A 23808-nucleotide genomic window follows, 5' to 3' on the forward strand; every position below is an offset into this window, starting at 1 on the left:
GGATGGTTATGATTGAGAGAGTGTTATTGGCGGTGGACTGCTTTGAACACAGCGGCAACGCCCTGGAGTTTATGGCGCGTCTGCAAGGCAGCATCGGCGGCGTGATCGTGCTGACGGTGGTGGACAATGCCTTCACGCTTAGCCGCAGCGGCCTGCGTTTCGACAGCGACGAGCGCGAAGAATATCCCGCCGCCCAGCGCGAAGAGGCGCTGGCGGAAAAGCAGGTCGGGCAGGTGACGCGGGCGTTGAAACAGATGGGCTTCAACGCCCAGGGCCTGCTGGCTGCCGGGGCGCCCATCGAGGTGATCCCGGAGCAGATGGCGCTGTTCAACTGCGATCTGTTGATCATCTCGCACCGCCACCTGTCTTCGTTGGAGCGCTGGCTGAACGCCTCGGTCACGCGCGGCCTGCTGGATGAGATTGGTCAACCGGTATTGGTGATCCCGCGCTAAGCTATGGGGAAGGGCAGCCGCATGCGGCGGCGCGCGTTCGGCGACGAAGGCCACACATACCGGAGGTCAACATGCGAAGTCTGGAAGATCAACTTGCCGCTTATGCCGCCTATCATCGCGATGCGCGCAATATCGCCACACATTTTATCGGCATCCCGCTGATCGTCGTCAGCCTGTTGGCGCTGCTCTCTCGGCCGGCATGGGGGGCGGGATGGCTGCCGTTCTCGCCGGCCTGCGCGCTGGTTATCGTCTCGGCGCTCTATTACCTGCGGCTGAATCTGCGTCTTGGCGTCATGATGTTGGCGTTGCTGGTGCTGTGCCTCGGGTTCGGCGCCTGGGTGGCGTCGCTGTCGACGGCGGCGTGGCTGAGCGTCAGCCTCGGCGGTTTCGTGATCGGCTGGCTGTTTCAGTTCGTCGGGCATTTCTGGGAGGGGCGAAAACCGGCGTTTATGGACGACGTGGCGGGCCTTATCATCGGCCCGCTGTTCGTGCTGGCGGAAGCCTGCTTCCTGGCCGGCGGGCTGCCTGAGCTGGCGCGGAATATCGAAATGCGTGCGGGCAAGGTGCGCCGCGGGAGGGCCTGAGGTGGCGTTGATTCCACGCTCATGACAGACGTCTTCCGGCCCGATACTCGGGCCGCCATGCCTTATCCCCGTCCGGGTGACGGATGCCGATAGCCTTCCCTTCCCGCCGCACTTTTAACAAAATCGCAAAAGTCTTTTAGCCTTCCGCCGGCTTATCTTTGCTGTGACCAATGTCATACTTTCGGCATCTTAACTGTTCCCGCGCTTCGGCAGCGGTAAACCGGAGTTGTTGCATGAAAGTGAATTATCCCTTGTTAGCCCTGGCGGTGGGGGCGTTCGGTATCGGCACCACCGAGTTTTCCCCCATGGGGTTGCTGCCAACCATCGCCAAAGGGGTGGACGTTTCCATTCCGATGGCCGGCATGTTGATCAGCGCCTACGCTGTTGGCGTGATGGTCGGCGCACCCTTGATGACGCTGCTGCTGTCGCACCGGGCGCGCAGAAGCGCGCTGATCTTCCTGATGGCGATCTTTACCCTCGGTAACGTGCTGTCGGCCCTCGCGCCGGATTACACCACCCTGATGCTGTCGCGCATCATCACCAGCCTGAACCACGGCGCTTTCTTTGGCCTCGGGTCGGTGGTGGCCGCCAGCGTGGTGCCGAAGGAGAAACAGGCCAGCGCCGTGGCGACCATGTTTATGGGCCTGACCATCGCCAATATCGGCGGGGTGCCGGCCGCGACCTGGCTGGGTGAAACCATCGGCTGGCGCATGTCGTTCCTGGCTACCGCAGGGTTAGGCGTGGTAGCCATGCTGGGGCTGTGGTTCTCGTTGCCGCAAGGCAGCGCCGGGGCGCGGCCCGATGTGAAACGCGAACTGTCGGTGCTGGTGCGGCCGCAGGTATTGACCGCGCTGCTGACCACCGTGCTGGGCGCGGGCGCGATGTTCACGCTCTATACCTATATCTCGCCGGTATTGCAGCACATCACTGAGGCGACGCCGTTGTTCGTGACGGTGATGCTGGTATTGATCGGCGTTGGTTTCTCCATCGGCAATTACCTCGGCGGCAAATTTGCTGACCGCTCCGAAAGCGCGACGCTGAAAGGCTTCCTGCTGTTGCTGGCGGCCATCATGCTGCTGATCCCGTTGCTGGCGCGCAGTGAAATCGGCGCGGCGGTCAGCATGGTGATTTGGGGGGCGGCGACCTTCGCCGTGGTGCCGCCGCTGCAGATGCGTGTGATGCGCGTCGCCAGCGAAGCACCGGGCCTGTCGTCTTCGGTCAATATCGGCGCTTTCAACCTGGGCAATGCGCTCGGTGCCGCCGCCGGCGGCGCGGTGGTCTCCGCCGGGCTGGGATACAGCTTCGTGCCGGTGATGGGGGCGATTATCGCCGGGCTGGCGCTGCTGTTGGTGCTGTTTACCAGCCGCCGAGCCGAAAAGGTGGCCTACGCCAACGGCTAAAAACGACAGCGTGCGGCGGGTTTTACCCGTCGCACGCCGTTAGCCGCATAAAACATAAACGCTTATCCACTCCCGCCCCCATTTATCTGTTCGGCATCTAGTCTTAGCCGCTATCATTACCCATGTATATGCATGGTGGCCGCTAGCACGGCACCTCTGGGATAATGAAAGACCTGCCTAAGGAAAGATCCACATGAGAAATATCTTCTTCTTCGATGCGATGCTGACGCCAAAAATCATCACCGCCGTTTACTGGCTGGCGCTGTTGGGCGTGTTGATCAGCGGTATTGGCATGATGTTTTACGGCGAGTTCTTCCGCGGACTGTTCGGCATCATCGTCGGCGGCGTGTTCGTGCGCGTGGCGTTCGAGATGATCATCATTGCGTTTAAAAATAACGAATATCTGCGCAAAATCGCCGAAAAACCGTAATTTCCCGCCAGGCGCCGGGTTCTGCCCGGCGTTGTTCTCTCCCCCTTGCCGCCTGCTACTCGAAACCGAGCAGGCTGAACGCATCGTCCTGCGGGTAGTAACCGAGCAAACGGCTGGTCTCTTCCAGCGATAAACGTTTGTAGCGGTTATTGGAAACCCCGTGCACCACCGCATATTGCACCTCTGCGACACGAATGCAGCGCTCCAGCAGATCGGCGGCGTCGCGATGGCTGAGAAACGCGCTCATGTCGCGGGCGCTGAGGCGATCGCCCGGGCTCAGGGCCGTGAAGTTGGCGATGCGCACCGACAGGGCGGAAAGCCCCTCCTGGTGGGCGAAATAGGCGGCGATGCCTTCGCCGAATGCCTTGCTGGCGCCGTACAGGTTTTTCGGTTTCGGCGCGTCATCCGGGCGGATTTGGTAATCGAGCGGATAACCTTCCACCGCCTGTGCGCTGCTGGCGAACACTACCCGGCGGCAGCCGGCATCTTTCGCCGCGCGGAAGATATTGAAGGTGCCGAGAATGTTGTTGTCCATCAACGAACTGCAAAAATCGGCGTCGGGAGCCGGATCGGCGGCCAGGTGCAATACGGTGTCGATGTTGGCGCAGGCTGCGCGGCAGGCGTCGAGATCGGCAATGTTGAAGCTGATGATCTCATCGCCTGGCAGCCGATCGCTCAGCAGGCTGATGTCGCGTTCCGCCAGGCGCAGCGCGTAGCGATCGCCCATGGCCTGACGAAACGCCGTGGCGACCCGGCCGCCGGCGCCGGTAATCAAAATCCGTCCTACATCAGTACGCAACACCATGATGATGGTCATCCCTACTCTCGATTAAGCGTTGACCAGTAATAATCCCCTGCGTGACTTTTGTCCAGTATTTATATTAGTTGCGCTGATGGTTTATGCCGGCAATGGGCACGTTTTACCGAGCGTCTCGACCAGGAAAGTCATCACTGCGCGCACGGCGGCGGTACGCGCCAAATCGGGATACGTCACCAGCCAAAGCTCGCGCGTTGGCGCGGCGCTCGCCGTGGGCAACGGCACCAGATCCGGATCGTTATCGGCGACAAACGTCGGCAAAACGGCGGCACCCAACCCTGAACGTGCCGCTTGTTGCAGTGAAAACAGATCGCTGGCCTGAAAGACCACCGGCCGCCCCTGTAACAGCTGCTGCAACCATTGTTGATGCGGCTGCTGTCGGTAGTGAGGGTCATAGGCGAGAAAGCGGCGCGCCGCGTCGGGCAGTGCGGCATGCTCAGGCGCGGCGTACAGCGCGTAGCGCATCATGCCGATACGCTGTGCCAGCAGCTCCGGCTGCTGTGGGCGCACCATGCGCACGGCGATGTCCGCTTCGCCGCGATCCAGCTCCGCGAGCGCGGATTCACCCGCCAGCGTCACGACGATTTGTGGGAAAGCCTGATTAAATTCGGCAATGCGCGGCGCGAGAATATGCGCGGCGATCGACGGCGGCGCGCTGATGCGCACGCTGGCCTGTGGCGTTGCGCCGGCGCTGCGCGCATGGCGGATAATGGCCTGGCTCTGCGCGTCGATCCCGGCCGCCAGTCCGGCGATGGCCAGCCCGTCCTGGGTCAGCGGGGTGCTGCGCGGGTGACGTACGATCAAACGCAGGCCGAGCGCCTGTTCCAGCGCTGCTACGCGCCGCCCGACGGTGGCGTGATCGCAGCCCAATTCCCGCGCCGCCGCCGACAGCGAACCGGTGCGCGCCAATGCCACGAAGTGTTTTAAATCCTGCCAGTCAAACATCGGTGAATTCCTGCACATTAACGATGCGGTTTTCAGGAATATTCACACGGATAGCGTCGTGATTCAATGTGCGAACACATCCTTTTAAATTGAATTATTCAATTAGGTTTTCTTATGAATTTGCAATTACAGCAACGCACGGCATTGGTCACGGGAGCCAGCGAAGGGATCGGTGCCGGCATGGTCAGGGTGCTGGCCGCTCAAGGGGTCACGGTAGTGGCCACTGCGCGACGCGGCGATCGGCTGCAGGCCTTGGCGGATGAGGTGGAACGGCAAGGCGCTGTGCGCCCGTGGGTCGCCGTTGCAGACGTTACCGACCCCGAAGCGTTAACCCAACTGGCGGCGCAGGCGCTGCGTCAGCTGGGGACCGTCGATATTCTGATCAACGCGGTCGGCGCATTTCACCCCACGGCGCTGGACGAAAGCGATCGCGGTTGGGAAGAGGCTTTCGCTTTGAACTTCACGCCGGCCCGGCGGTTGACTCAGGCGCTGTTGCCGGCCATGCAGGCACAGGGCTGGGGGAGGGTTATCAACATCAGCGGCTCGATGGAGCCGCGCAGCCTGAGCGCCGCCAGCGCCGCCAAGGGCGCGCTGCATCTGTGGGCCAAGGGGCTGGCCGGCGACGTGGCTGCGCAGGGGATTACCGTCAATACGTTACAGCCGGGGCGCATTAACAGCGAACAGATCCGCGAGCGCTTATACGCATCCGATGAAGCGCGCCAGGCGTTCATTGCGCAACATATCCCGATAGGCTACTTCGGCGAGCCGGAAGATATGGCCTATCTGGCGGCGTTTCTTTGTTCCCCGCTCGCGCGATATATCACCGGCGCAGTGATCCCGGTAGATGGCGGCATGCATTATTTCGCGCATTGAGGCCGTTTTGCCCCCACGATCACAGTTCGAGAATTTGCCGCCGCAAAGCCTTGCCCCGGCAAAATCCGCGGTGGTAACGTCATAACTCAACCGATTTAGGGTTGTTACTGCTGCGGCAGGCAAAACCTAAACCTCGCGTTTTTGTCCCTCGATGGGGCAGAGGCCGCGAGGTTTAGGTTTTTTTTTGCGCCGCATTTCGGCCCTGCGCCAGGCCAGCGCAGGGCGGGCTCGGCAGAACGTGAAGTCTAAGGATAACCGTATGAAATATGACACATTAGCCAGTGAGATTTTGGCCGGCGTCGGTGGCCGCGACAATGTGAAAAGTCTGGTGCACTGCGCCACTCGCCTGCGTTTCAAGCTGCGTGACGACAGCCATGCCAATGCCGAGGCGCTGAAGAAAAACCCCGGCGTTATCATGGTGGTGGAGAGCGGCGGCCAGTTCCAGGTGGTGGTGGGCAACCACGTCGCGGAGGTGTTCGATGCGGTCAACCGGGTCGGTGGGCTGACCGAAGGCGCGCCGAATGGCGGCGAGGCGGACGGCAAGAAGGATAACCTGCTCAGCCGCTTTATCGATCTGGTCTCCGGCATTTTCACCCCGTTGCTCGGGGTGATGGCCGCTTCGGGGATCCTGAAAGGGTTCCTGGCGCTGAGCCTGGCCTGCGGTTGGCTGCTGGAAAGCGGCGGCACCTTCAAAATGCTGTTCGCCGCCAGCGACGCGCTGTTCTACTTCTTCCCGATCATGCTCGGCTATACCGCCGGGAAAAAATTCGGCGGCAACCCGTTCGTCACCATGGCGATCGGCGGCGCGCTGACGCACCCGCTGATGATGGCGGCCTTCGAGGCGGCGCAGCAGCCGGGCGCGGTGCGCGAATACTTCTTCGGCATTCCGTTGACCTTCATCAACTACAGCTCGTCGGTGATTCCGATCATCTTTGCGGCCTGGGTGTCCTGCCGCCTGGAGCCGCTGTTCAACCGGGTGATCCACAGCGCGCTGCGCAATTTCATCACGCCGCTGCTGTGTCTGGCGATCACCGTGCCGCTGACCTTCCTGTTGATCGGCCCGGCGGCGACCTGGCTCAGCCATCTGCTGGCCAACGGTTATCAGAGCATTTACGCCTTCAACCCGATCATTGCCGGCGCCTTTATGGGCGCGATGTGGCAGGTGTGCGTGATCTTCGGCCTGCATTGGGGGCTGGTGCCGTTGATGATCAACAACCTGAGCGTGCTGGGGCGTGACACCATGGTGCCGCTGCTGCTGCCGGCGGTGATGGGGCAGGTCGGCGCCACGCTGGGCGTGATGCTGCGCACCCGTGACGCCAAGCTGCGGGCGCTGTCCGCGTCGGCGATCGGCGCCGGCATTTTCGGCATCACCGAGCCAGCGGTGTACGGCGTCACCTTGCCGAACAAGCGCCCGTTCATCTTCGGTTGCATCGGCGGCGCGCTGGGCGGCGCGGTGATCGGCTACTTCCATACTTCGGTTTACTCGTTTGGCCTGGTGAGCGTGTTCACCTTCGCGCAGATCATCCCCGGCGGCGGCATCGACGCCACGGTGTGGGGCGCGATCGGCGGCACCCTGCTGTCGTTCGTGTTCGCCGCGCTGGCCAGCTATCTGTTCGGCGTCGCGCCGGCGGAAGAGGCCGTCGCGCAGCCTGAAGCCGCTTCACCGCTCAACCGCAAACAGGCGATCCTCAGCCCGATCGCCGGCGATATCGTGCCGCTGGAGCAGGTGAACGACGCCACCTTCGCCAGCGGTCTGCTGGGGAAAGGCGTGGCGATTGCGCCGCAGCAGGGGCGCGTAGTGGCGCCGGTGAGCGGCAGCGTGGCGTCGCTGTTCAAAACCAAACACGCCATCGGTATCGAATCGGACGACGGTGCGGAGATTCTCATCCACGTCGGCATCGATACCGTGAAGCTCGACGGGGCGCATTTCACTGCCCACGTGCGGGAAGGCGAACGGATCGCCCCGGGCGATCTGCTGATCGAGTTCGACCAGGCGGCGATCCATGCCGCCGGCTATGACACCACCACGCCGATCATCATCAGCAACAGCGATGACTACGTGGACGTGTTGACCAGCGGCCTGTCTCCGGTGCAGGAACAGGCGCCGCTGCTGACTTTATTACGTTAATTGAGGAGCAAGCGATGAACGGCAAGTTTCCGCAACATTTTCTGTGGGGCGGCGCGGTAGCGGCGAACCAGGTAGAAGGCGCATATCAGGCCGACGGCAAGGGGCTGTCGACCTCCGATCTGCAGCCGCAGGGTATTTTCGGCGCCATCACGCCGCGCATGCCGGGCGACAGCGGCATCAAGGACGTGGCGATCGATTTCTATCATCGCTATCCGGAAGACATCGCGCTGTTCGCCGAAATGGGTTTCAAGTGCCTGCGCACCTCGATCGCCTGGACGCGCATTTTCCCGCAGGGCGATGAAGAGACCCCTAACGAGGCCGGGCTGGCGTTTTACGATCGGCTGTTCGACGAGATGGCGAAGTATGGCATCCAGCCGCTGATCACGCTGTCGCACTATGAGATGCCTTACGGCCTGGTGAAGAATTACGGCGGTTGGGGCGATCGCCGGACCATCGCTTTCTTCGAGCGCTATGCGCGCACCGTATTCGAACGCTATAAGCACAAGGTCAAACACTGGCTGACCTTCAATGAGATCAACATGTCGCTGCACGCGCCCTTCACCGGCGTCGGCTTGCCGCCGGAGAGCGACCGGAGCGCCATCTATCAGGCGATCCACCATCAGCTGGTGGCCAGCGCCAAAGCGGTGAAGGCCTGTCACGAGATCGTGCCGGAGGGCAAAATCGGCAACATGCTGTTGGGCGGCATCCTGTATCCGCTGAGCTGCAGGCCGGAAGATCTGCTGGAAACCCAGCGCCAAAACCGCGACTGGCTGTTCTTCGGCGACGTGCAGGCGCGCGGCTATTACCCGGCCTATATGCAGCGATTCTTCCGCGAAAACGGCATCCAGGTGGAGATCACCAACGAAGACCGGCAAACGCTGCGTGAAACCATCGATTTCATCTCGTTCAGCTACTACATGAGCGGCTGCGTAACCGCCGATCCGGAGCAGTACGAAACGGCGCGCGGCAACATTCTCGACATGGTGCCGAATCCGCACCTGGCCAGCTCGGAGTGGGGGTGGCAAATCGATCCGATCGGGCTGCGCTACCTGCTCAACGTGTTGTACGACCGCTATCAGAAGCCGTTGTTTATCGTTGAGAACGGGCTGGGCGCCAAAGACCGCGTCGAGGCCGACGGCAGCATCAACGACGATTACCGCATCAACTACCTGAATGATCATCTGGTGCAGGTGGCCGAGGCGATCGATGACGGCGTCGAGGTGATGGGCTATACCAGCTGGGGGCCGATCGATCTGGTCAGCGCCTCGAAGGCCGAAATGTCGAAGCGTTACGGCTTCATTCACGTCGACAGAGACGATGCCGGCAACGGTAGCCTCGAGCGTCGCCGCAAGAAGAGTTTCTACTGGTATCGCGATGTGATCCACAGCAACGGCGCCAGCCTGAAAGACCGACTCTAGCCCTTCAGCCCGGCGGCAAACGCCGGGCATTAACCTTTATTCGCTGCTGTTCATGATGGGAAATTCTCTCCCAGGGAATGCTGTTGCCCGCAGTCAGCCGTTATGCGGAGAAATATAATAATGATGAAAAGCTTATTACCTCGTTCTATGACTCTGGCGGCGCTGGCGCTGTGGTGCAGCCAGGCGCAGGCGGAAACGCTGCAGACCGGCAAGGACGTCGAAGCCCCCACCGCCAAATGGGAAGGGGTGGCGCTCGGTTTTGAACCGCCGCAGCCTGGGCTATTGGGGGATATGCTGGGGATCAGGCCGATCCTGGAGGATCACGGTTTCCACTATAATCTCGGTTACCTCAGCCAGCTGTCGTATAACGCCGGCGGCGGTTACAACCACGATAAGCAGGCGTCGTACATCGACCAATTTTCGCTGACCTTCAGCCAGGATCTGCAGGCGCTGACCGGCATTCCGGACGCGGCGATCGAAGGCAATATCGTCAACCGCAACCATGACAACAGCCTGACCCGCGATCGGCTGCAGGATCCGCGCGTCGGCCTGACCGATCTGTCGCAGGAGAGCTTTGGCGGGCAGTCGATTACCCGCCTGGGCTGGTTGACCTTCAGCCGTTCCTTCCTCGACAGCCGGTTGCAGTGGCGCATTGGCATGATGAACAAGGTGCAGGATTTCGATCAGATCATCCCCTGCGACTTCCAAACGCTGACGCTGTGCGGCGGCAAGTCCGCCAACTCGTTGACCTGGTACAACTGGAACGTGCATTACTGGGGCACCACGCTGCAGTACAAGCTGACCGACGGCCTGACGCTCAAGGGCGGCGTGATGGAACAGAACCCGAGCGCCCCCAGCCGCAGCCACGCCTGGAGTTGGTCCACCAAGGGCAGCAAAGGCTTTCTGTTGCCGATGGAGCTGGAGCTGAAAACCCACGCCGTCAACCAGCTGCCGGGGGTGTATAACCTGGGCGTGCTGTTCACCAACGCGCGCCAGAGCGATCTCTATGAAGGGGTATCCGGCGGGCCGGGCGCCAGCGATCCGCAGGGCTATCGCAGCCACGATCGCACCTGGTTCCTGTACACCGGTTTCAACCAGCAGGTGACGCGCCATGCGGATGATGCCAACCGCGGTCTGAGCGTGTTTTACAGCCTGGGGCTGGGGGATCAGCGCAGCAACTACCTGCACTGGTCCACCTCGACCGGCATCCGTTACCGCGGGCTGTTCGATGCGCGGCCGGACGACTGGCTGGGGCTGGGTGTCTCGGTAGTGAAGCTGAGCGATCGCTATAAAGACAATCAGCGCTATCTCAACCAACTCAACGGCGTCAGTGATTATCACGATCCGAACTACCGGCCGGTACCGGGCCATTCGGTGACGGCGGAGCTCTATTATCGGGTGAACGTCACGCCGTGGCTGCAGCTGCAGCCGGGCCTGCAGTATTGGCATCACCCGGCGGGCGTCAGCGAGACGCAGGACGCCTGGGTGACGGCGTTGAAAACGGTAGTGACCTTCTGATCAGGCCGCGTCGCTCTCGCGGTAGCGCCGGCGGGCATGATCGAACCAGCTGGCCGGCACGTTGTGCGGCGGCTGCTGCAGTCTGAGCAGCCCCTGTTCGACGATATGGCTGGCCTGGCGCCACAGCGTCGGGTCGCCTTCGGTCAGTACCTCCAGCAGGCGCTGCTTCTCGATCAGGTAGGTCTGGGCGAAGTGGCTGTCGTAGTCCAGCAGCGAGCGGGTGTTGTCGATCAGATCCGCCAGCTTGATGGTTTTGGCCTGTGGCGATGCGCTTGCGCTGTGGCGCCGATCGCGGTTTTTGCGCTCGAAGCGGTTGCCGTCCTCGGCGTGGCTGACATTGGTCAACATCCGCACCAGCTCCGCTACCTGCGGCCCAAAGTGGCTTTCGATATCGCCGAGGGTGGTGGGCGTGTCTTCCACCGTGTCATGCAGCCAGGCGGCCGCCAGCATCTCTTCGGTATGCGGCACGCTACGCACCAGTTCCATGACCGCCTGCGGGTGGACGATGTACGGATCGTCGGTGTATTTGCGGCGCTGATCGATGGCCGCATGCGCCTTGGTGGCGTAGCGGCGCGCGCGTTCTGCAAGCGTGTTCGTCATTTCCTTTCCCTCCGGGCTTCCTCTGCATGAAAAAAATGTAGCACACCTCACAAAAAATAGCTTGCGATTACATCGTGCGCTATCTATATTCACACACATGAAAAGCACCGATACCGAACAATTCAAGGCGAAGAATCTGCTGCAGCTCGATCAGCAGCTCTGTTTCGCGCTGTACTCCGCCAACCTGGCGCTGCACAAAGTTTACCGCAAGCTGTTGAATCAGCTCGAACTCACCTACCCGCAATACCTGGTGATGATGGTGCTGTGGGAACGCGATCGGGTGACGGTATCGGATATCGGCGAGCGGCTGTTCCTCGATTCCGCCACGCTGACGCCGCTGCTGAAACGGCTGGAAACCGCCGGTTTGCTGGTGCGCTATCGCGCCACCACCGATGAACGGCAGGTGATCATCGCGCTCACCGAAGCAGGCCGCGCGCTGCGCGAGCGGGCGCAATCGGTGCCCGAGGCGGTGATGTGCGCCACCGACTGCAGCCTGGACGAGATCGTTTCGCTTAAACAGCAGCTGGAAAAGCTGCGCGGCAGCCTGATCGATCAGATTTGACCCGTCGCCGCCGAACGCAAGAACGGCGCGGGTGGTCTACACTGGTTAATAAGTGTCAAAAATAAGTAGTGCGCGATTTAATCGCAAAAGATAAATATGTGACCGGTTTTCCCTCGTGGAAGCCGTAGTCATCTCGCCAACCAGCAAGAAGGAATGAACGATGTCTATTGAGAAAGTGGTTTACCGCGCTCACGCCACCGCAACCGGCGGCCGCGACGGCCGAGCGACCTCCTCCGACGGCGTGTTGGACGTGAAACTGGGCGTGCCGAAAGAGATGGGCGGCGCCGGCGGCGAAGTCACCAACCCCGAGCAGCTGTTTGCCGCCGGTTATTCCGCCTGCTTCCTCGGCGCGCTGAAGTTCGTCGCGGCGAAAGAAAAGGTTAAAATTCCGGCCGAAGCGAAGATCGACGGCACCGTCGGCATCGGTGAAATCCCGAACGGCTTCGGCATCGAAGTGCAGTTGGATATTTCGCTGCCGGGCATCGAACGCAGCGTGGCGGAAGATCTGGTGAAAAAGGCGCACGTGGTGTGCCCGTATTCCAACGCGACTCGCGGCAATATCGACGTCACTCTGAACGTTAAGTAAGATTTTCGCCGACACCTTGGAAAAAATGGAGGGTTTATCCCTCCATTTTCATGTCCGTCCCGCCTGAAAACAGTTCACGTAAATGGCAAAAAATGTCCGTTTTGTGAGAATTCTCTTGATTGTTGCCTGCCAAATCACGCTTATTGCCGGTTGGCTGAACCTGCAGCCGCATTGACTGTCTGAAAAACTCAGAACTGCTATCGCCCTCCGGAGCCACCGCACTACATGAACAAAATAAAATCGCTATCGCAGCAGAATTTATCGTTATTGTTAGCGATCTATATCGGCATCTTTTTAAACCTGTCCGTTTTTTATCGCCGTTTTGACTCGCTCGCGCACGGCATTCAGGGAATTAAGCTTATTTCGGCGGTGACGGAAGTGATCGCTATCGTTTTGTTCACTTTCTTTATCATGCGGTTGGTGTCGCTCGGCGGCCGTTTGTTTTATCGCATTGTCGCCTCGCTGCTGGTGCTGATTTCGGTTGCCGCCAGCTACTACATGACGTTTTTCAATGTGGTGATCGGCTACGGCATCGTGGTGTCGGTGATGACCACCGATATCGATCTGTCGAAAGAGGTGGTCGGCTTGCACTTCGTGCTGTGGATGATGGCGCTCAGCGCCTTGCCGCTGCTGCTGATCTGGAAAAACAGCCTGCGCCACACCCTGATAGAGCAGCTGAAAACCCCCGGCCACCGCATCAAGCCGCTGCTGGTCTTGCTGGCGGTGGTGGCATTGGTATGGCTGCCGCTGCGTATGCTGGACGATGAACAAAGCGTGCAGGAGAAGCTCGCCAACGTCGATCTGCCGAGCTACGGCGGCGTGGTGGCGCATTCGTACCTGCCGTCCAACTGGCTGTCGGCGCTGGGGCTGTTCGCCTATACCCGCTATGACGAAAGCCAGGATCAGAGCACGCTGTTCGATCCGGGCAAACATTTCACCTATGTACCGCCGGCCGACATCGACGATACCTATGTGGTGTTCATCATCGGCGAAACCACCCGCTGGGATCACATGGGCATGCTGGGCTACGAGCGCGATACCACGCCGCGGCTGTCGAAAGAGAAGAATCTGGTGGCGTTCCGCGGCGAGTCGTGCGACACCGCCACCAAACTGTCGCTGCGCTGCATGTTCGTGCGTGAAGGCGGCGCCGAGGACAACCCGCAGCGCACGCTGAAAGAGCAGAACGTGTTTGCGGTACTGAAAGAGCTGGGCTTCTCTTCCGAACTGTTCGCCATGCAGAGCGAGGTGTGGTTTTACAACAACACCGAGGTGAACAACTATTCGTTCCGCGAGATGATCGCGTCCGAGAAGCGCAACGACGGCAAGGCGGTCGACGATATGCTGCTGGTGGATGAAATGAAGGAATCGCTGGCGCGTTATCCGAAGGGCAAACACCTGGTGATCCTGCATACCAAAGGCTCGCACTACCTGTACTCGCAGCGTTATCCGCGCAGCTATGCGCGCTATCAGCCGGAGTGTATGGGGGTGGATGACTCCTGCACCAAGGCGCAGCTGATCAACGCCTTCGATAACACCGTGTTGTATACCGACAGCTTTATCAGCAACGTGATCGATCAGGTGCGCGACAAGAAGGCCATCGTGTTCTACGCCGCCGATCACGGCGAATCGATCGGCGAGAATACACACCTGCACGGCACGCCGCGCGAAATGGCACCGCCGGAGCAGTTCCGCGTGCCGATGATAGTGTGGGCGTCGGACAAGTACCTCGAGAATCCGCAGCACCTCAGCGCCTTTGAGCAGCTGCAGGCGCAGCAGCGCATCGGCAGAACGCACCGCCACGTCGAGCTGTTCGACACCATTCTCGGCTGTCTCGGCTACACCTCGCCGAACGGCGGCATCGTGGATAAAAACAACTGGTGCCATGTGCCGCAGCCGAAAGCGGCGCCCGCCCGCCTGTAATCCCCCTGCCGGGCGCCATGTGCGCCCGGCTATTTCACCTAATACATTCTCTTCATCAATTATTCCGGTGTGTGCATACGGTATACTTGCGCACTTTCCCTGCTAACCGGAGATTTCCATGACCCTGCGCGTGGCGTTTATCGACGATCATGACATTGTGCGTTCGGGCTTTGTGCAGCTGCTGTCGCTGGAGGCCGATATTCAGGTGGTGGGCGAATTCAGCAGCGCGGCGCAGGCGCGTGCCGGCCTGCCGGGGCTAGAGGCGGAAATCTGCATCTGCGATATTTCGATGCCGGACGGCAGCGGCTTGGATCTGCTGGCGGACATTCCTTCCGGCATTCGCGTGGTGATGCTGTCGATGCACGATAACCCGGCGCTGGTGGAAATGGCGCTGGAGCGCGGCGCCAGCGGCTTTCTCTCCAAGCGTTGCAAGCCGGAAGATCTGATCACCGCAGTGCGTACCGTCGCCGGCGGCGGCGTCTACCTGATGCCGGAAATCGCCCAGCAGCTGGCGCGGGTGAAGGTGGATCCGCTCACCCGCCGCGAGCGCGAGATCGCGCTGCTGTTGGCGCAGGGGCAGGAGGTGCGCGAGATTGCCGCCGCGCTGGGGCTGTCGCCGAAGACGGTGCATGTGCATCGCGCCAACCTGTTCGCCAAGCTGGGCATCAATAACAACGTCGAGCTGGCCAGACGGATGTTGAATCTGTGACGCAGCGCCTGATCACCCAGCTGGCGCTGTTTTTCATCTATGCCGCCAGCGCGTTTTGCCTGTGGGGCATCGGCACCGCACTGATCGATCCGCCCTGGCAGGCGCTGTTGCTGTTCCCGTTCGGCCTGCGCATGGGCATTCTGCTGCAGAGCCCTTACCGTTTCTGGCCGGGGATCCTGCTGGCTGACCTGCTGCTGATGGCGCTGCTGGCGGATCAGTTCGGCTATGGCCCGGCGCTGTGGGCATCGGTGGCGGTGCTGGTACTGACGGTGCTGCTCAGCCTGCTGGCCTCGCCGTGGTTGCTGCGCCATCAGCAGAGCGACAGTGAATGGCGTTGGCCGCTATTGCAGGGCGCGGTGGTGGCCGCTGCCGCTTTATTGCAGGCGCTGGTGTGGCAACTGGTGAGCGGCGAGGGCGCGCGCGCGCTGCTGCTCGGCCTGACCGGCGGTTTCACCATCGCGCCGACCTGCCTGCTGCTGTGGCACTATCTGGCGCGCCAAATCTGGGTGCCGCTGGAGCCGGGGCTGATCCACAAACCGGTGGAGTTGCGCCTGGGTCACCTGGCCAGCTATCTGCTGCTGTTTGCGTTCAGCATCTGGCTGCAACAGCAGGTTAACGCCGCCGAGCTGCGCCGTTTCGCGCCTTTCTGCCTGGCGATCCCAATCGTGTTCATGTCTTATCGCTACGGCTGGCAGGGGGCGCTGTTGGCGACGCTGCTCAACGGCGTGGCGCTGATGGTCAACGAGCCGCCGCAGCCGGAGTCGCACCGCGATCTGCTGTTGTCGTTGCTGGTCCAAAGCCTGACCGGGTTGCTGCTGGGGGCCGGCATTCAGCGCCAGCGCGAGCTGAATCAGCAACTGAGGCTGAGGCTGGAAGAGAATCGGCAGCTGGCGCGGGCGCTGGTGACGGCGGAGGAACAAACCCGGCGTGAGGTGGCGCGCGAGCTGCACGATGAAGTGGGACAGACCATTACCGTTATTCGCACTCAGGCCAGCATCGTCAAGCGCCTGGCGCCGGAGCCGGCGGTGATCGGCTGCGCCGACGCCATCGATACGTTGGCGCTGCGGGTCTACGACGGGGTGCACGATGTGCTGACCCAGCTGTGGCCGGCGGCGCTGAACAACCTGCCGCTGTCGGCGGCGGTGGCGGCGATGCTGCGGGAGTCGCTGCCGCAGGACGCGTCGCTGGTGAGTAGCATGCAGTGGCAGGTACCGGACGAACTGCTGGATGAAACGCTGAAAATCACGCTGTATCGGGTGTGCCAGGAAGGCGTGACCAATGTGTGCCGCCACGCCGGCGCCAGCCGCCTGGAGCTGGACGCGCGCCTGCAACCGCGCAAAGGCGCCGCGCCGCAGATCGTCCTAACCATCCGTGACAACGGCGTGGGTTTTGCTGCGGATAATCATCAGCCGGGATACGGCCTGCGCGGTATGCAGGAGCGTATCAGCGCCCTCGGCGGCAGCCTGCGGCTCACCTCTGAGCGGGGCGCCTGTTTGAGTGTGATCTTGCCCACAGTTTCGCCGGCGCAGGCGCAAAACTAGGAAAAACTCCTAGCCGCATCGGGAATCCGGCGTAAGCTCCGCGCGCGCGCGAGGAGCATCATAGCGGCACTTTATTCAATCCTCTGAGGTTCCACATGTGGTCTTTCCTTAAAAGCCGCCCGGACGCGCCGCAGGTCACCGATCAACGGCAGATCGACGCCAGCTACAAATACTGGCGCATCCAGCTGATGTGCACCATGTACATCGGCTACGCCGCGTTTTACTTCACGCGCAAAAGCTTCAACTTCATCATGCCGGCGATGCTGAGCGATCTGGGCCTGACGATGTCTGACGTCGGCATTCTCGGCACGCTGTTCTACATCACCTACGGCTGCTCGAAATTCATTTCCGGCATGATCAGCGATCGTTCCAACCCGCGTTACTTTATGGGCCTGGGCCTGATCATGACCGGGGTGCTGAATATCTTCTTCGGCCTCAGCTCGTCGTTGATGATGCTGGGCACGCTGTGGATCCTCAACGCCTTCTTCCAGGGCTGGGGCTGGCCGCCGTGCTCCAAAATCCTCACCAGCTGGTATTCGCGCTCCGAGCGCGGCAGCTGGTGGGCGATCTGGAACACGTCGCACAACGTCGGCGGCGCGCTGATCCCGCTGCTGGTGGGCTTTATCTCGCTGCACTTCAGCTGGCGTTACGGCATGATCATTCCCGGCATCATCGGCGTGGTGCTGGGCCTGCTGATGTGCTGGCGCCTGCGCGACAAGCCGACCAGCATGGGGCTGCCGAGCGTCGGCAAATGGCGCAACGACGCCATGGAGCTGGTGCAGGAGTCGGAAGGTCAGGGGCTGAGCAATCGCGAGATCATCAAGCGCTACGTGCTGACCAACAAGTACATCTGGCTGCTGGCGGTCTCTTACGTGCTGGTGTACATCGTGCGTACCGCGATCAACGACTGGGGCAACCTCTATCTGACGCAGGAAAAAGGCTATTCGCTGATGACCGCCAACTCGGCTATCTCGCTGTTTGAAGTGGGCGGCTTTATCGGTTCGCTGGTGGCCGGTTGGGGTTCCGACAAGCTGTTCCGCGGCAACCGCGGCCCGATGAACCTGATCTTCGCTATCGGTATCTTCCTGTCGGTAGCCGCGTTGTGGCTGATGCCAGGCGTCACCTACCTGCTGCAGGCCTGCTGCTTCTTCGCCATCGGCTTCTTCATCTTCGGCCCGCAGATGCTGATCGGCATGGCGGCGGCGGAGTGCTCGCACAAGGATGCGGCGGGCGCGGCGACCGGTTTCGTCGGCCTGTTCGCCTACCTGGGCGCGGCGCTGTCTGGCTATCCGATCGCGCGGGTGATGGAAATCTGGCATTGGAACGGCTTCTTCGTGGTGATTTCCATCGCCGCCTGCCTGTCGGCGCTGTTCCTGCTGCCGTTCCTGCGTGCGCAGACGCCGGCGCTGAAAACCGCCAAAGCCTGAGCATCCTGCGCTGCGCAACCCCCGGCGCAGCGCATTATGGCGCTTTTATCACCACTTGAAATACGGGGGAAAAAAAGTGATTGACGCCTATAACCGCCAGCAGTAAGATGCGCCCCGCATCGGCGAGTAGCGCAGCTTGGTAGCGCAACTGGTTTGGGACCAGTGGGTCGGAGGTTCGAATCCTCTCTCGCCGACCACCATTCGAAAAACCTGCTTTTTAAAGCAGGTTTTTTTTCGCCTGCAGTTTATGAGGATGAGTACCTCCGCAGGAGGTTCGAGCCTCGCGAAGCGAGACAACGTTGCTTCAGCAACGGCCCGCAGGGCGCGCATCAAGGATGCGCGTAATCCTCTCTCGCCGACCACCCTTCGAAAAACCTGCTTTTTAAAGCAGGTTTTTTTTCGCCTGTCGTTTATGAGTGTCCTCCCTTCGTGGGCACTTACGGCTTCATTTTGGCAATGAACAGCATGGCGAGTTAATTCACTACCCCTGTGAAATATATTTATCCTTTGCAATTAATTAATTCACGATTCTTATTCCAATTAGGTTCTTTTTTCTATATTAAAATAAATTCACGTTTGCTGAATAAAACCCAGTTGATAGCGCTCTTGTTTTCACGCCTTTTTTATTTATAGTCTGAATGTACGCGGTGGGAATGATTATTTCGCCACGTGGAAGGACGCTGTTGCTATTTATTGATTTTAATCTTCGTGGATTATTGCGGAATTTTTTCGCTTCGGCAATGCATCGCGACGATTAACTCTTTTATGTTTATCCTCTCGGAATAAAGGAATCAGTTATGCGCAAATTTAATAAACCGCTGTTGGCGCTGTTGATCGGCAGCACGCTGTGTTCCGCGGCGCAGGCCGCCGCGCCGGGCAAGCCGACCATCGCCTGGGGTAACACCAAGTTCGCCATCGTCGAAGTCGATCAGGCGGCCACCGCTTATAATAATCTGGTGAAGGTAAAAAATGCCGCCGACGTTTCGGTCTCCTGGAATTTATGGAATGGCGACGCGGGCACGACGGCCAAGATTTTATTAAATGGCAAAGAGGCGTGGAGCGGCCCTTCAACCGGTTCTTCCGGTACGGCAAATTTTAAAGTCAATAAAGGCGGCCGTTATCAAATGCAGGTGGCACTGTGCAATGCCGACGGCTGCACCGCCAGCGACGCCACCGAAATTGTGGTGGCCGACACCGACGGCAGTCATTTGGCACCGTTGAAAGAGCCGCTGTTGGAAAAGAATAAACCTTATAAACAGAACTCCGGCAAAGTGGTCGGTTCTTATTTCGTCGAGTGGGGCGTTTACGGGCGCAATTTCACCGTCGACAAGATCCCGGCGCAGAACTTGACCCACCTGCTGTACGGCTTTATCCCGATCTGCGGCGGCAACGGCATCAACGACAGCCTGAAAGAGATTGAAGGCAGCTTCCAGGCGCTGCAGCGCTCCTGCCAGGGGCGTGAGGACTTCAAAGTCTCGATCCACGATCCGTTCGCCGCGCTGCAAAAAGCGCAGAAGGGCGTCACCGCCTGGGATGACCCCTACAAGGGCAACTTCGGCCAACTGATGGCGCTGAAGCAGGCGCGTCCCGATCTGAAAATCCTGCCGTCGATCGGCGGCTGGACGCTGTCTGACCCGTTCTTCTTCATGGGCGACAAGGTGAAGCGCGATCGTTTCGTCGGCTCGGTGAAAGAGTTCCTGCAGACCTGGAAGTTCTTCGACGGCGTGGATATCGACTGGGAATTCCCCGGCGGCAAAGGCGCCAACCCGAACCTGGGCAGCCCGCAGGACGGGGAAACCTATGTGCTGCTGATGAAAGAGCTGCGGGCGATGCTGGATCAGCTGTCGGCGGAAACCGGCCGCAAGTATGAGCTGACCTCCGCTATCAGCGCTGGCAAGGACAAGATCGACAAGGTGGCGTACAACGTCGCGCAGAACTCGATGGATCACATTTTCCTGATGAGCTACGACTTCTACGGCGCCTTCGATCTGAAGAACCTGGGGCATCAGACCGCGCTGAATGCGCCGGCCTGGAAGCCGGACACCGCTTACACCACGGTGAACGGCGTCAATGCGCTGCTGGCGCAGGGCGTCACGCCGGGCAAGATCGTGGTCGGCACCGCCATGTATGGCCGCGGCTGGACCGGGGTGAACGGCTACCAGAACAATATTCCGTTCACCGGCACCGCCACCGGGCCGGTCAAAGGCACCTGGGAGAACGGCATCGTGGATTATCGCCAAATCGCCAGCCAGTTCATGAGCGGCGAGTGGCAGTACACCTACGACGCTACGGCGGAAGCGCCATACGTGTTCAAACCTTCCACCGGCGATCTGATCACCTTCGACGATGCCCGCTCGGTGCAGGCCAAAGGTAAGTACGTGCTGGATAAGCAGTTGGGCGGCCTATTCTCCTGGGAGATCGACGCGGATAACGGCGATATTCTCAACAGCATGAACGCCAGCCTGGGCAACAGCGCCGGCGTTCAATAATCGGTTGCAGTGCGTTGCCGGGGGATATCCTTTCGCCCCCGGCTTTTTCGCCGCCGAAAGTTTTTTTACGCCGCACAGATTGTGGCTTTGCCCCGAGCAAAACGCGGTCATCGGACTCACCCTTTTGGGTAATCCTTCAGCATTTCCTTCTGTCTTTAACGGCGATCACAAAAATAACCGTTCAGATATTCATCATTCAGCAACAAAGTTTTGGCGTTTTTTAACGGAGTTAAAAACCAGTAAGTTTGTGGGGGTCAGACCAATGCGCTAAAAATGACCGCTTAGCATAAATTTTCATGCTGGAACTGTTAACAAAAGGTTTTTTTTATGTTTGTTTGCTGTTTCTCACAGTCTGCGTAAATCCCCACTGGTTATATTGACGACACCCCAAACAGTTGGCAACTTGATAGCCTCAGGGATAAGAGCGAGAGTTGTTTGAGTGAATTCCACGCGCTCAGACGTCCCCGCCGCGATGCGTTCCATCCGGCATTCTCTCCTCTTATACCTTCTGCCTTCGGGCACCGACCGCACAGGCCACGCAATAAAAAATACAGGTCTGGCGGCAATTACACACATCACATCACACAATGGAGCACTAACGATGACACGTTCCTTGGGTAAATCGGGGGTTCTGAAATTCGGCATTGGGCTGATCGCGCTGACCGTGGCGGCCAGCGTACAGGCCAAGACGTTGGTTTACTGTTCTGAAGGTTCCCCGGAAGGGTTCAACCCGCAGCTGTTCACCTCCGGCACCACCTACGACGCCAGCTCGGTACCGATCTACAACCGTCTGGTCGAATTCAAAATCGGCACCACCGAACTGCAGCCAGGTCTGGCGGAGAAGTGGGACGTCAGCGAAGACGGCAAAACCTACACCTTCCACCTGCGCAAAGGCGTGAAGTGGCAGAGCAGCAAAGATTTCAAGCCGACGCGCGATTTCAACGCCGACGACGTGGTGTTCTCCTTTGAGCGCCAGTTGGATGCCAACAACGCCTATCACAAGGTGTCCGGCGGCAGTTACGAATACTTCGAAGGCATGGACATGCCTAAGCTGATCGCCAAGATCGAAAAAGTCGACGACAACACCGTGCGCTTCGTGCTGAACCGCCCGGAGGCGCCGTTCCTGGCTGACCTGGGCATGGACTTCGCGTCCATCCTGTCCGCCGAATATGCTGACGTGATGATGAAAGCCGGCACGCCGGAGAAAGTCGACCTGAATCCGATCGGCACCGGCCCATTCCAGCTGCTGCAATACCAGAAAGACTCCAAGATCCTGTACAAGGCGTTCGACGGTTTCTGGGGCACCAAGCCGAAGATCGATCGCCTGGTGTTCTCCATCACGCCTGACGCCTCCGTGCGTTACGCCAAACTGCAGAAAAACGAATGCCAGGTGATGCCGTATCCGAACCCGGCCGATATCGCCCGCATGAAGCAGGACAAGTCCATCAACCTGATGGAACAGCCGGGCTTGAACGTGGGCTATCTGTCGTTCAACGTCGAGAAAAAGCCGCTGGATAACCTGAAGGTACGTCAGGCGTTGACCATGGCGGTCAACAAGCAGGCGATCATCGATGCGGTCTATCAGGGCGCGGGCCAGGCGGCCAAGAACCTGATCCCGCCGACCATGTGGGGCTATAACGACGCGGTGCAGGATTACGCTTACGATCCGGCCAAGGCGAAAGAGCTGCTGAAAGAAGCGGGCATGGCCGACGGTTTCAGCATCGATCTGTGGGCGATGCCGGTACAGCGTCCTTACAACCCGAACGCGCGCCGCATGGCGGAAATGATCCAGGCCGACTGGGCCAAGATCGGCGTGAAAGCCAAAATCGTGACCTATGAGTGGGGTGAATACCTCAAGCGCGCCAAAGCGGGCGAGCACCAGACGGTGATGATGGGCTGGACCGGCGACAACGGGGATCCGGACAACTTCTTCGCCACGCTGTTCAGCTGCGCGGCGGCGAAAGACGGCTCCAACTACTCCCGCTGGTGCTACAAGCCGTTTGAAGATCTGATTCAACCGGCGCGCGCCGAATCCAACCACGACAAGCGTATCGAACTGTACAAACAGGCGCAGGTGGTGATGCACGATCAGGCTCCGGCGCTGATTGTCGCACACTCCACCGTGTATGAGCCTGTGCGTAAGGAAGTGAAAGGCTACGTCGTGGATCCGCTCGGTAAGCATCACTTCGAGAATGTCTCTGTAGACTGATTTCGACCGCTTTACCGGAGACGCACGAATGGACTTGCAGGGGCGCAACAGGTTTGCGCCTCTGCTGACCAGTCTCCGGCGTATGGCCGTCGAATCGTTCAAAGGCATGTGAGCGTTAATAAGCCTGGCGGACGATGAGCTGCCGGGCATTGATACAGAGAGTTCGGGATATGTTGCAGTTCATACTCCGACGTTTGGGGTTAGTTATCCCAACGTTTATCGGCATTACGTTGCTGACTTTTGCATTCGTCCATATGATCCCCGGCGACCCGGTGACCATCATGGCCGGGGAACGCGGTATCTCCGCCGAGCGCCACGCGCAGCTGATGGCGGAAATGGGGCTGGACAAGCCGCTTTATCAACAATATTTCTCCTACGTGTCCAACGTGCTGCACGGCGATTTGGGCACCTCACTCAAAAGCCGCATCTCCGTCTGGAGCGAGTTCGTTCCGCGCTTCCAGGCTACGCTGGAGCTGGGTTTCTGCGCGATGCTGTTCGCGGTGCTGGTGGGCATCCCGGTCGGGGTGCTGGCGGCGGTCAAACGCGGCTCGGTCTTCGATCACACCGCGGTGGGCATCTCGCTGACCGGCTATTCGATGCCAATTTTCTGGTGGGGCATGATGCTGATCATGCTGGTGTCGGTGCAGCTTAACCTGACGCCGGTATCGGGGCGCATCAGCGACACGGTATTCCTCGACGACAGCCATCCGCTGACCGGCTTCATGCTGATAGACACCCTGATCTGGGGCGAGCCGGGCGACTTTATCGATGCCGTGATGCATATGATCCTGCCGGCCATTGTGCTGGGCACTATCCCGCTGGCGGTGATCGTGCGCATGACCCGCTCCTCGATGCTGGAAGTGCTGGGCGAAGACTATATCCGCACCGCGCGCGCCAAGGGCGTGAGCCGCATGCGGGTGATCGTCGTTCACGCGCTGCGCAACGCGCTGCTGCCGGTGGTGACGGTGATCGGGCTGCAGGTCGGCACCATGCTGGCCGGCGCCATTCTGACTGAAACCATCTTCTCCTGGCCGGGGCTCGGCCGCTGGCTGATCGACGCGCTGCAGCGCCGCGATTACCCGGTGGTGCAGGGCGGGGTGTTGCTGGTCGCCTGTATGATCATTCTGGTTAACCTGCTGGTAGACGTGCTCTACGGCGTGGTCAACCCGCGTATTCGCCACAAGAAATAAGGGGCGCTCT

At 60.0% G+C, this 23808-nt stretch carries 20 protein-coding genes, 1 tRNA gene and 1 other RNA gene; 19 read left to right on the forward strand and 3 right to left on the reverse strand.

Annotated elements, in window-relative coordinates; genetic code table 11:
* Window positions 1–8: 8 nt before the first annotated feature.
* The 4 genes from ATE40_RS21315 to ATE40_RS21330 all read left to right on the forward strand — a co-directional run bounded on the left by ATE40_RS21315 (window position 9) and on the right by ATE40_RS21330 (window position 2866).
* Complete coding sequence (locus ATE40_RS21315; RefSeq protein ID WP_019452601.1) at window positions 9–452, forward strand: universal stress protein; 444 nt, start codon at window positions 9–11, stop codon at window positions 450–452.
* A 71-nt stretch (window positions 453–523) separates the two neighbouring features.
* Entirely contained in the window at window positions 524–1036 is a 513-nt protein-coding gene (locus ATE40_RS21320; protein WP_063918229.1) for an Mpo1 family 2-hydroxy fatty acid dioxygenase, read from the forward strand.
* A 233-nt stretch (window positions 1037–1269) separates the two neighbouring features.
* Window positions 1270–2436: an MFS transporter gene (locus ATE40_RS21325; RefSeq protein ID WP_063918228.1), complete on the forward strand. Its 1167-nt coding sequence runs from the start codon at window positions 1270–1272 to the stop codon at window positions 2434–2436.
* Window positions 2437–2629: 193 nt separating this feature from the next.
* Window positions 2630–2866 (forward strand): DUF4282 domain-containing protein, encoded by a 237-nt coding sequence (locus ATE40_RS21330; RefSeq protein ID WP_019452598.1) that lies wholly within the window; start codon window positions 2630–2632, stop codon window positions 2864–2866.
* 55 nt (window positions 2867–2921) lie between these two features.
* On the opposite strand, the gene ATE40_RS21335 is transcribed toward ATE40_RS21330, so the two are convergent.
* Together ATE40_RS21335 and ATE40_RS21340 are read right to left on the reverse strand one after the other, a co-directional pair.
* Window positions 2922–3671: an NAD-dependent epimerase/dehydratase family protein gene (locus ATE40_RS21335; protein WP_025160408.1), complete on the reverse strand. Its 750-nt coding sequence runs from the start codon at window positions 3669–3671 to the stop codon at window positions 2922–2924.
* Window positions 3672–3764: 93 nt separating this feature from the next.
* Window positions 3765–4628: a LysR family transcriptional regulator gene (locus ATE40_RS21340; RefSeq protein WP_019452596.1), complete on the reverse strand. Its 864-nt coding sequence runs from the start codon at window positions 4626–4628 to the stop codon at window positions 3765–3767.
* A gap of 114 nt (window positions 4629–4742) precedes the next feature.
* Here ATE40_RS21340 and ATE40_RS21345 point away from each other — a divergent pair, with 114 nt between their 5' ends.
* From ATE40_RS21345 to ATE40_RS21360, 4 genes are all read left to right on the forward strand, one after another.
* Window positions 4743–5501: an SDR family NAD(P)-dependent oxidoreductase gene (locus ATE40_RS21345; protein WP_063918227.1), complete on the forward strand. Its 759-nt coding sequence runs from the start codon at window positions 4743–4745 to the stop codon at window positions 5499–5501.
* Window positions 5502–5760: 259 nt separating this feature from the next.
* Window positions 5761–7629 carry a PTS beta-glucoside transporter subunit IIABC gene (gene bglF, locus ATE40_RS21350; RefSeq protein ID WP_063918226.1) on the forward strand — a complete coding sequence of 623 codons (1869 nt, stop codon included), beginning with the start codon at window positions 5761–5763 and terminating at the stop codon, window positions 7627–7629.
* Between the two features lie 14 nt (window positions 7630–7643).
* Window positions 7644–9047, forward strand: a complete 1404-nt coding sequence (locus ATE40_RS21355) for a glycoside hydrolase family 1 protein (protein WP_063918225.1) — start codon at window positions 7644–7646, stop codon at window positions 9045–9047.
* A 147-nt stretch (window positions 9048–9194) separates the two neighbouring features.
* Window positions 9195–10565: a carbohydrate porin gene (locus ATE40_RS21360; protein ID WP_415640706.1), complete on the forward strand. Its 1371-nt coding sequence runs from the start codon at window positions 9195–9197 to the stop codon at window positions 10563–10565.
* Here ATE40_RS21360 and ATE40_RS21365 read toward each other — a convergent pair whose 3' ends face one another.
* Window positions 10566–11165, reverse strand: a complete 600-nt coding sequence (locus ATE40_RS21365) for an HD domain-containing protein (RefSeq protein WP_063918224.1) — start codon at window positions 11163–11165, stop codon at window positions 10566–10568. It abuts the gene before it with no gap.
* A gap of 97 nt (window positions 11166–11262) precedes the next feature.
* Here ATE40_RS21365 and ATE40_RS21370 point away from each other — a divergent pair, with 97 nt between their 5' ends.
* The 11 genes from ATE40_RS21370 to dppB all read left to right on the forward strand — a co-directional run bounded on the left by ATE40_RS21370 (window position 11263) and on the right by dppB (window position 23798).
* The gene (locus ATE40_RS21370) at window positions 11263–11727 is read left to right on the forward strand and encodes a MarR family winged helix-turn-helix transcriptional regulator (protein WP_019452590.1); all 465 of its coding nucleotides are present in this window, start codon (window positions 11263–11265) and stop codon (window positions 11725–11727) included.
* A 160-nt stretch (window positions 11728–11887) separates the two neighbouring features.
* Window positions 11888–12313, forward strand: a complete 426-nt coding sequence (locus ATE40_RS21375) for an organic hydroperoxide resistance protein (RefSeq protein WP_004934114.1) — start codon at window positions 11888–11890, stop codon at window positions 12311–12313.
* A gap of 225 nt (window positions 12314–12538) precedes the next feature.
* Window positions 12539–14233, forward strand: coding sequence for a kdo(2)-lipid A phosphoethanolamine 7''-transferase (gene eptB, locus ATE40_RS21380; protein WP_063918223.1), 1695 nt, complete (start codon window positions 12539–12541; stop codon window positions 14231–14233).
* Between the two features lie 118 nt (window positions 14234–14351).
* Window positions 14352–14942, forward strand: coding sequence for a response regulator transcription factor UhpA (gene uhpA, locus ATE40_RS21385; RefSeq protein ID WP_019452588.1), 591 nt, complete (start codon window positions 14352–14354; stop codon window positions 14940–14942).
* On the forward strand, window positions 14939–16483 hold the full coding sequence (gene uhpB / locus ATE40_RS21390; protein ID WP_063918222.1) for a signal transduction histidine-protein kinase/phosphatase UhpB: 1545 nt from the start codon (window positions 14939–14941) through the stop codon (window positions 16481–16483). The genes uhpA and uhpB overlap by 4 nt, the downstream gene beginning before the upstream one ends.
* Before the next feature lie 95 nt (window positions 16484–16578).
* A complete protein-coding gene (uhpC, locus tag ATE40_RS21395; protein WP_019452586.1) occupies window positions 16579–17910 on the forward strand; it encodes an MFS transporter in 1332 nt (443 codons plus the stop codon).
* A 120-nt stretch (window positions 17911–18030) separates the two neighbouring features.
* Window positions 18031–18107 (forward strand) — tRNA-Pro (locus ATE40_RS21400).
* Between the two features lie 36 nt (window positions 18108–18143).
* Window positions 18144–18272, forward strand: a non-coding RNA gene (locus ATE40_RS21405) — RtT sRNA.
* A gap of 435 nt (window positions 18273–18707) precedes the next feature.
* The gene (gene chiA, locus ATE40_RS21410) at window positions 18708–20399 is read left to right on the forward strand and encodes a chitinase ChiA (RefSeq protein WP_063918221.1); all 1692 of its coding nucleotides are present in this window, start codon (window positions 18708–18710) and stop codon (window positions 20397–20399) included.
* Between the two features lie 601 nt (window positions 20400–21000).
* On the forward strand, window positions 21001–22608 hold the full coding sequence (gene dppA / locus ATE40_RS21415; RefSeq protein ID WP_019452584.1) for a dipeptide ABC transporter periplasmic-binding protein DppA: 1608 nt from the start codon (window positions 21001–21003) through the stop codon (window positions 22606–22608).
* A gap of 170 nt (window positions 22609–22778) precedes the next feature.
* Window positions 22779–23798, forward strand: coding sequence for a dipeptide ABC transporter permease DppB (gene dppB, locus ATE40_RS21420; RefSeq protein WP_043129106.1), 1020 nt, complete (start codon window positions 22779–22781; stop codon window positions 23796–23798).
* The last annotated feature ends 10 nt before the right edge of the window (window positions 23799–23808 follow it).

The sequence above is a fragment of the Serratia surfactantfaciens genome (genome assembly GCF_001642805.2).
GTDB lineage: Bacteria > Pseudomonadota > Gammaproteobacteria > Enterobacterales > Enterobacteriaceae > Serratia > Serratia surfactantfaciens.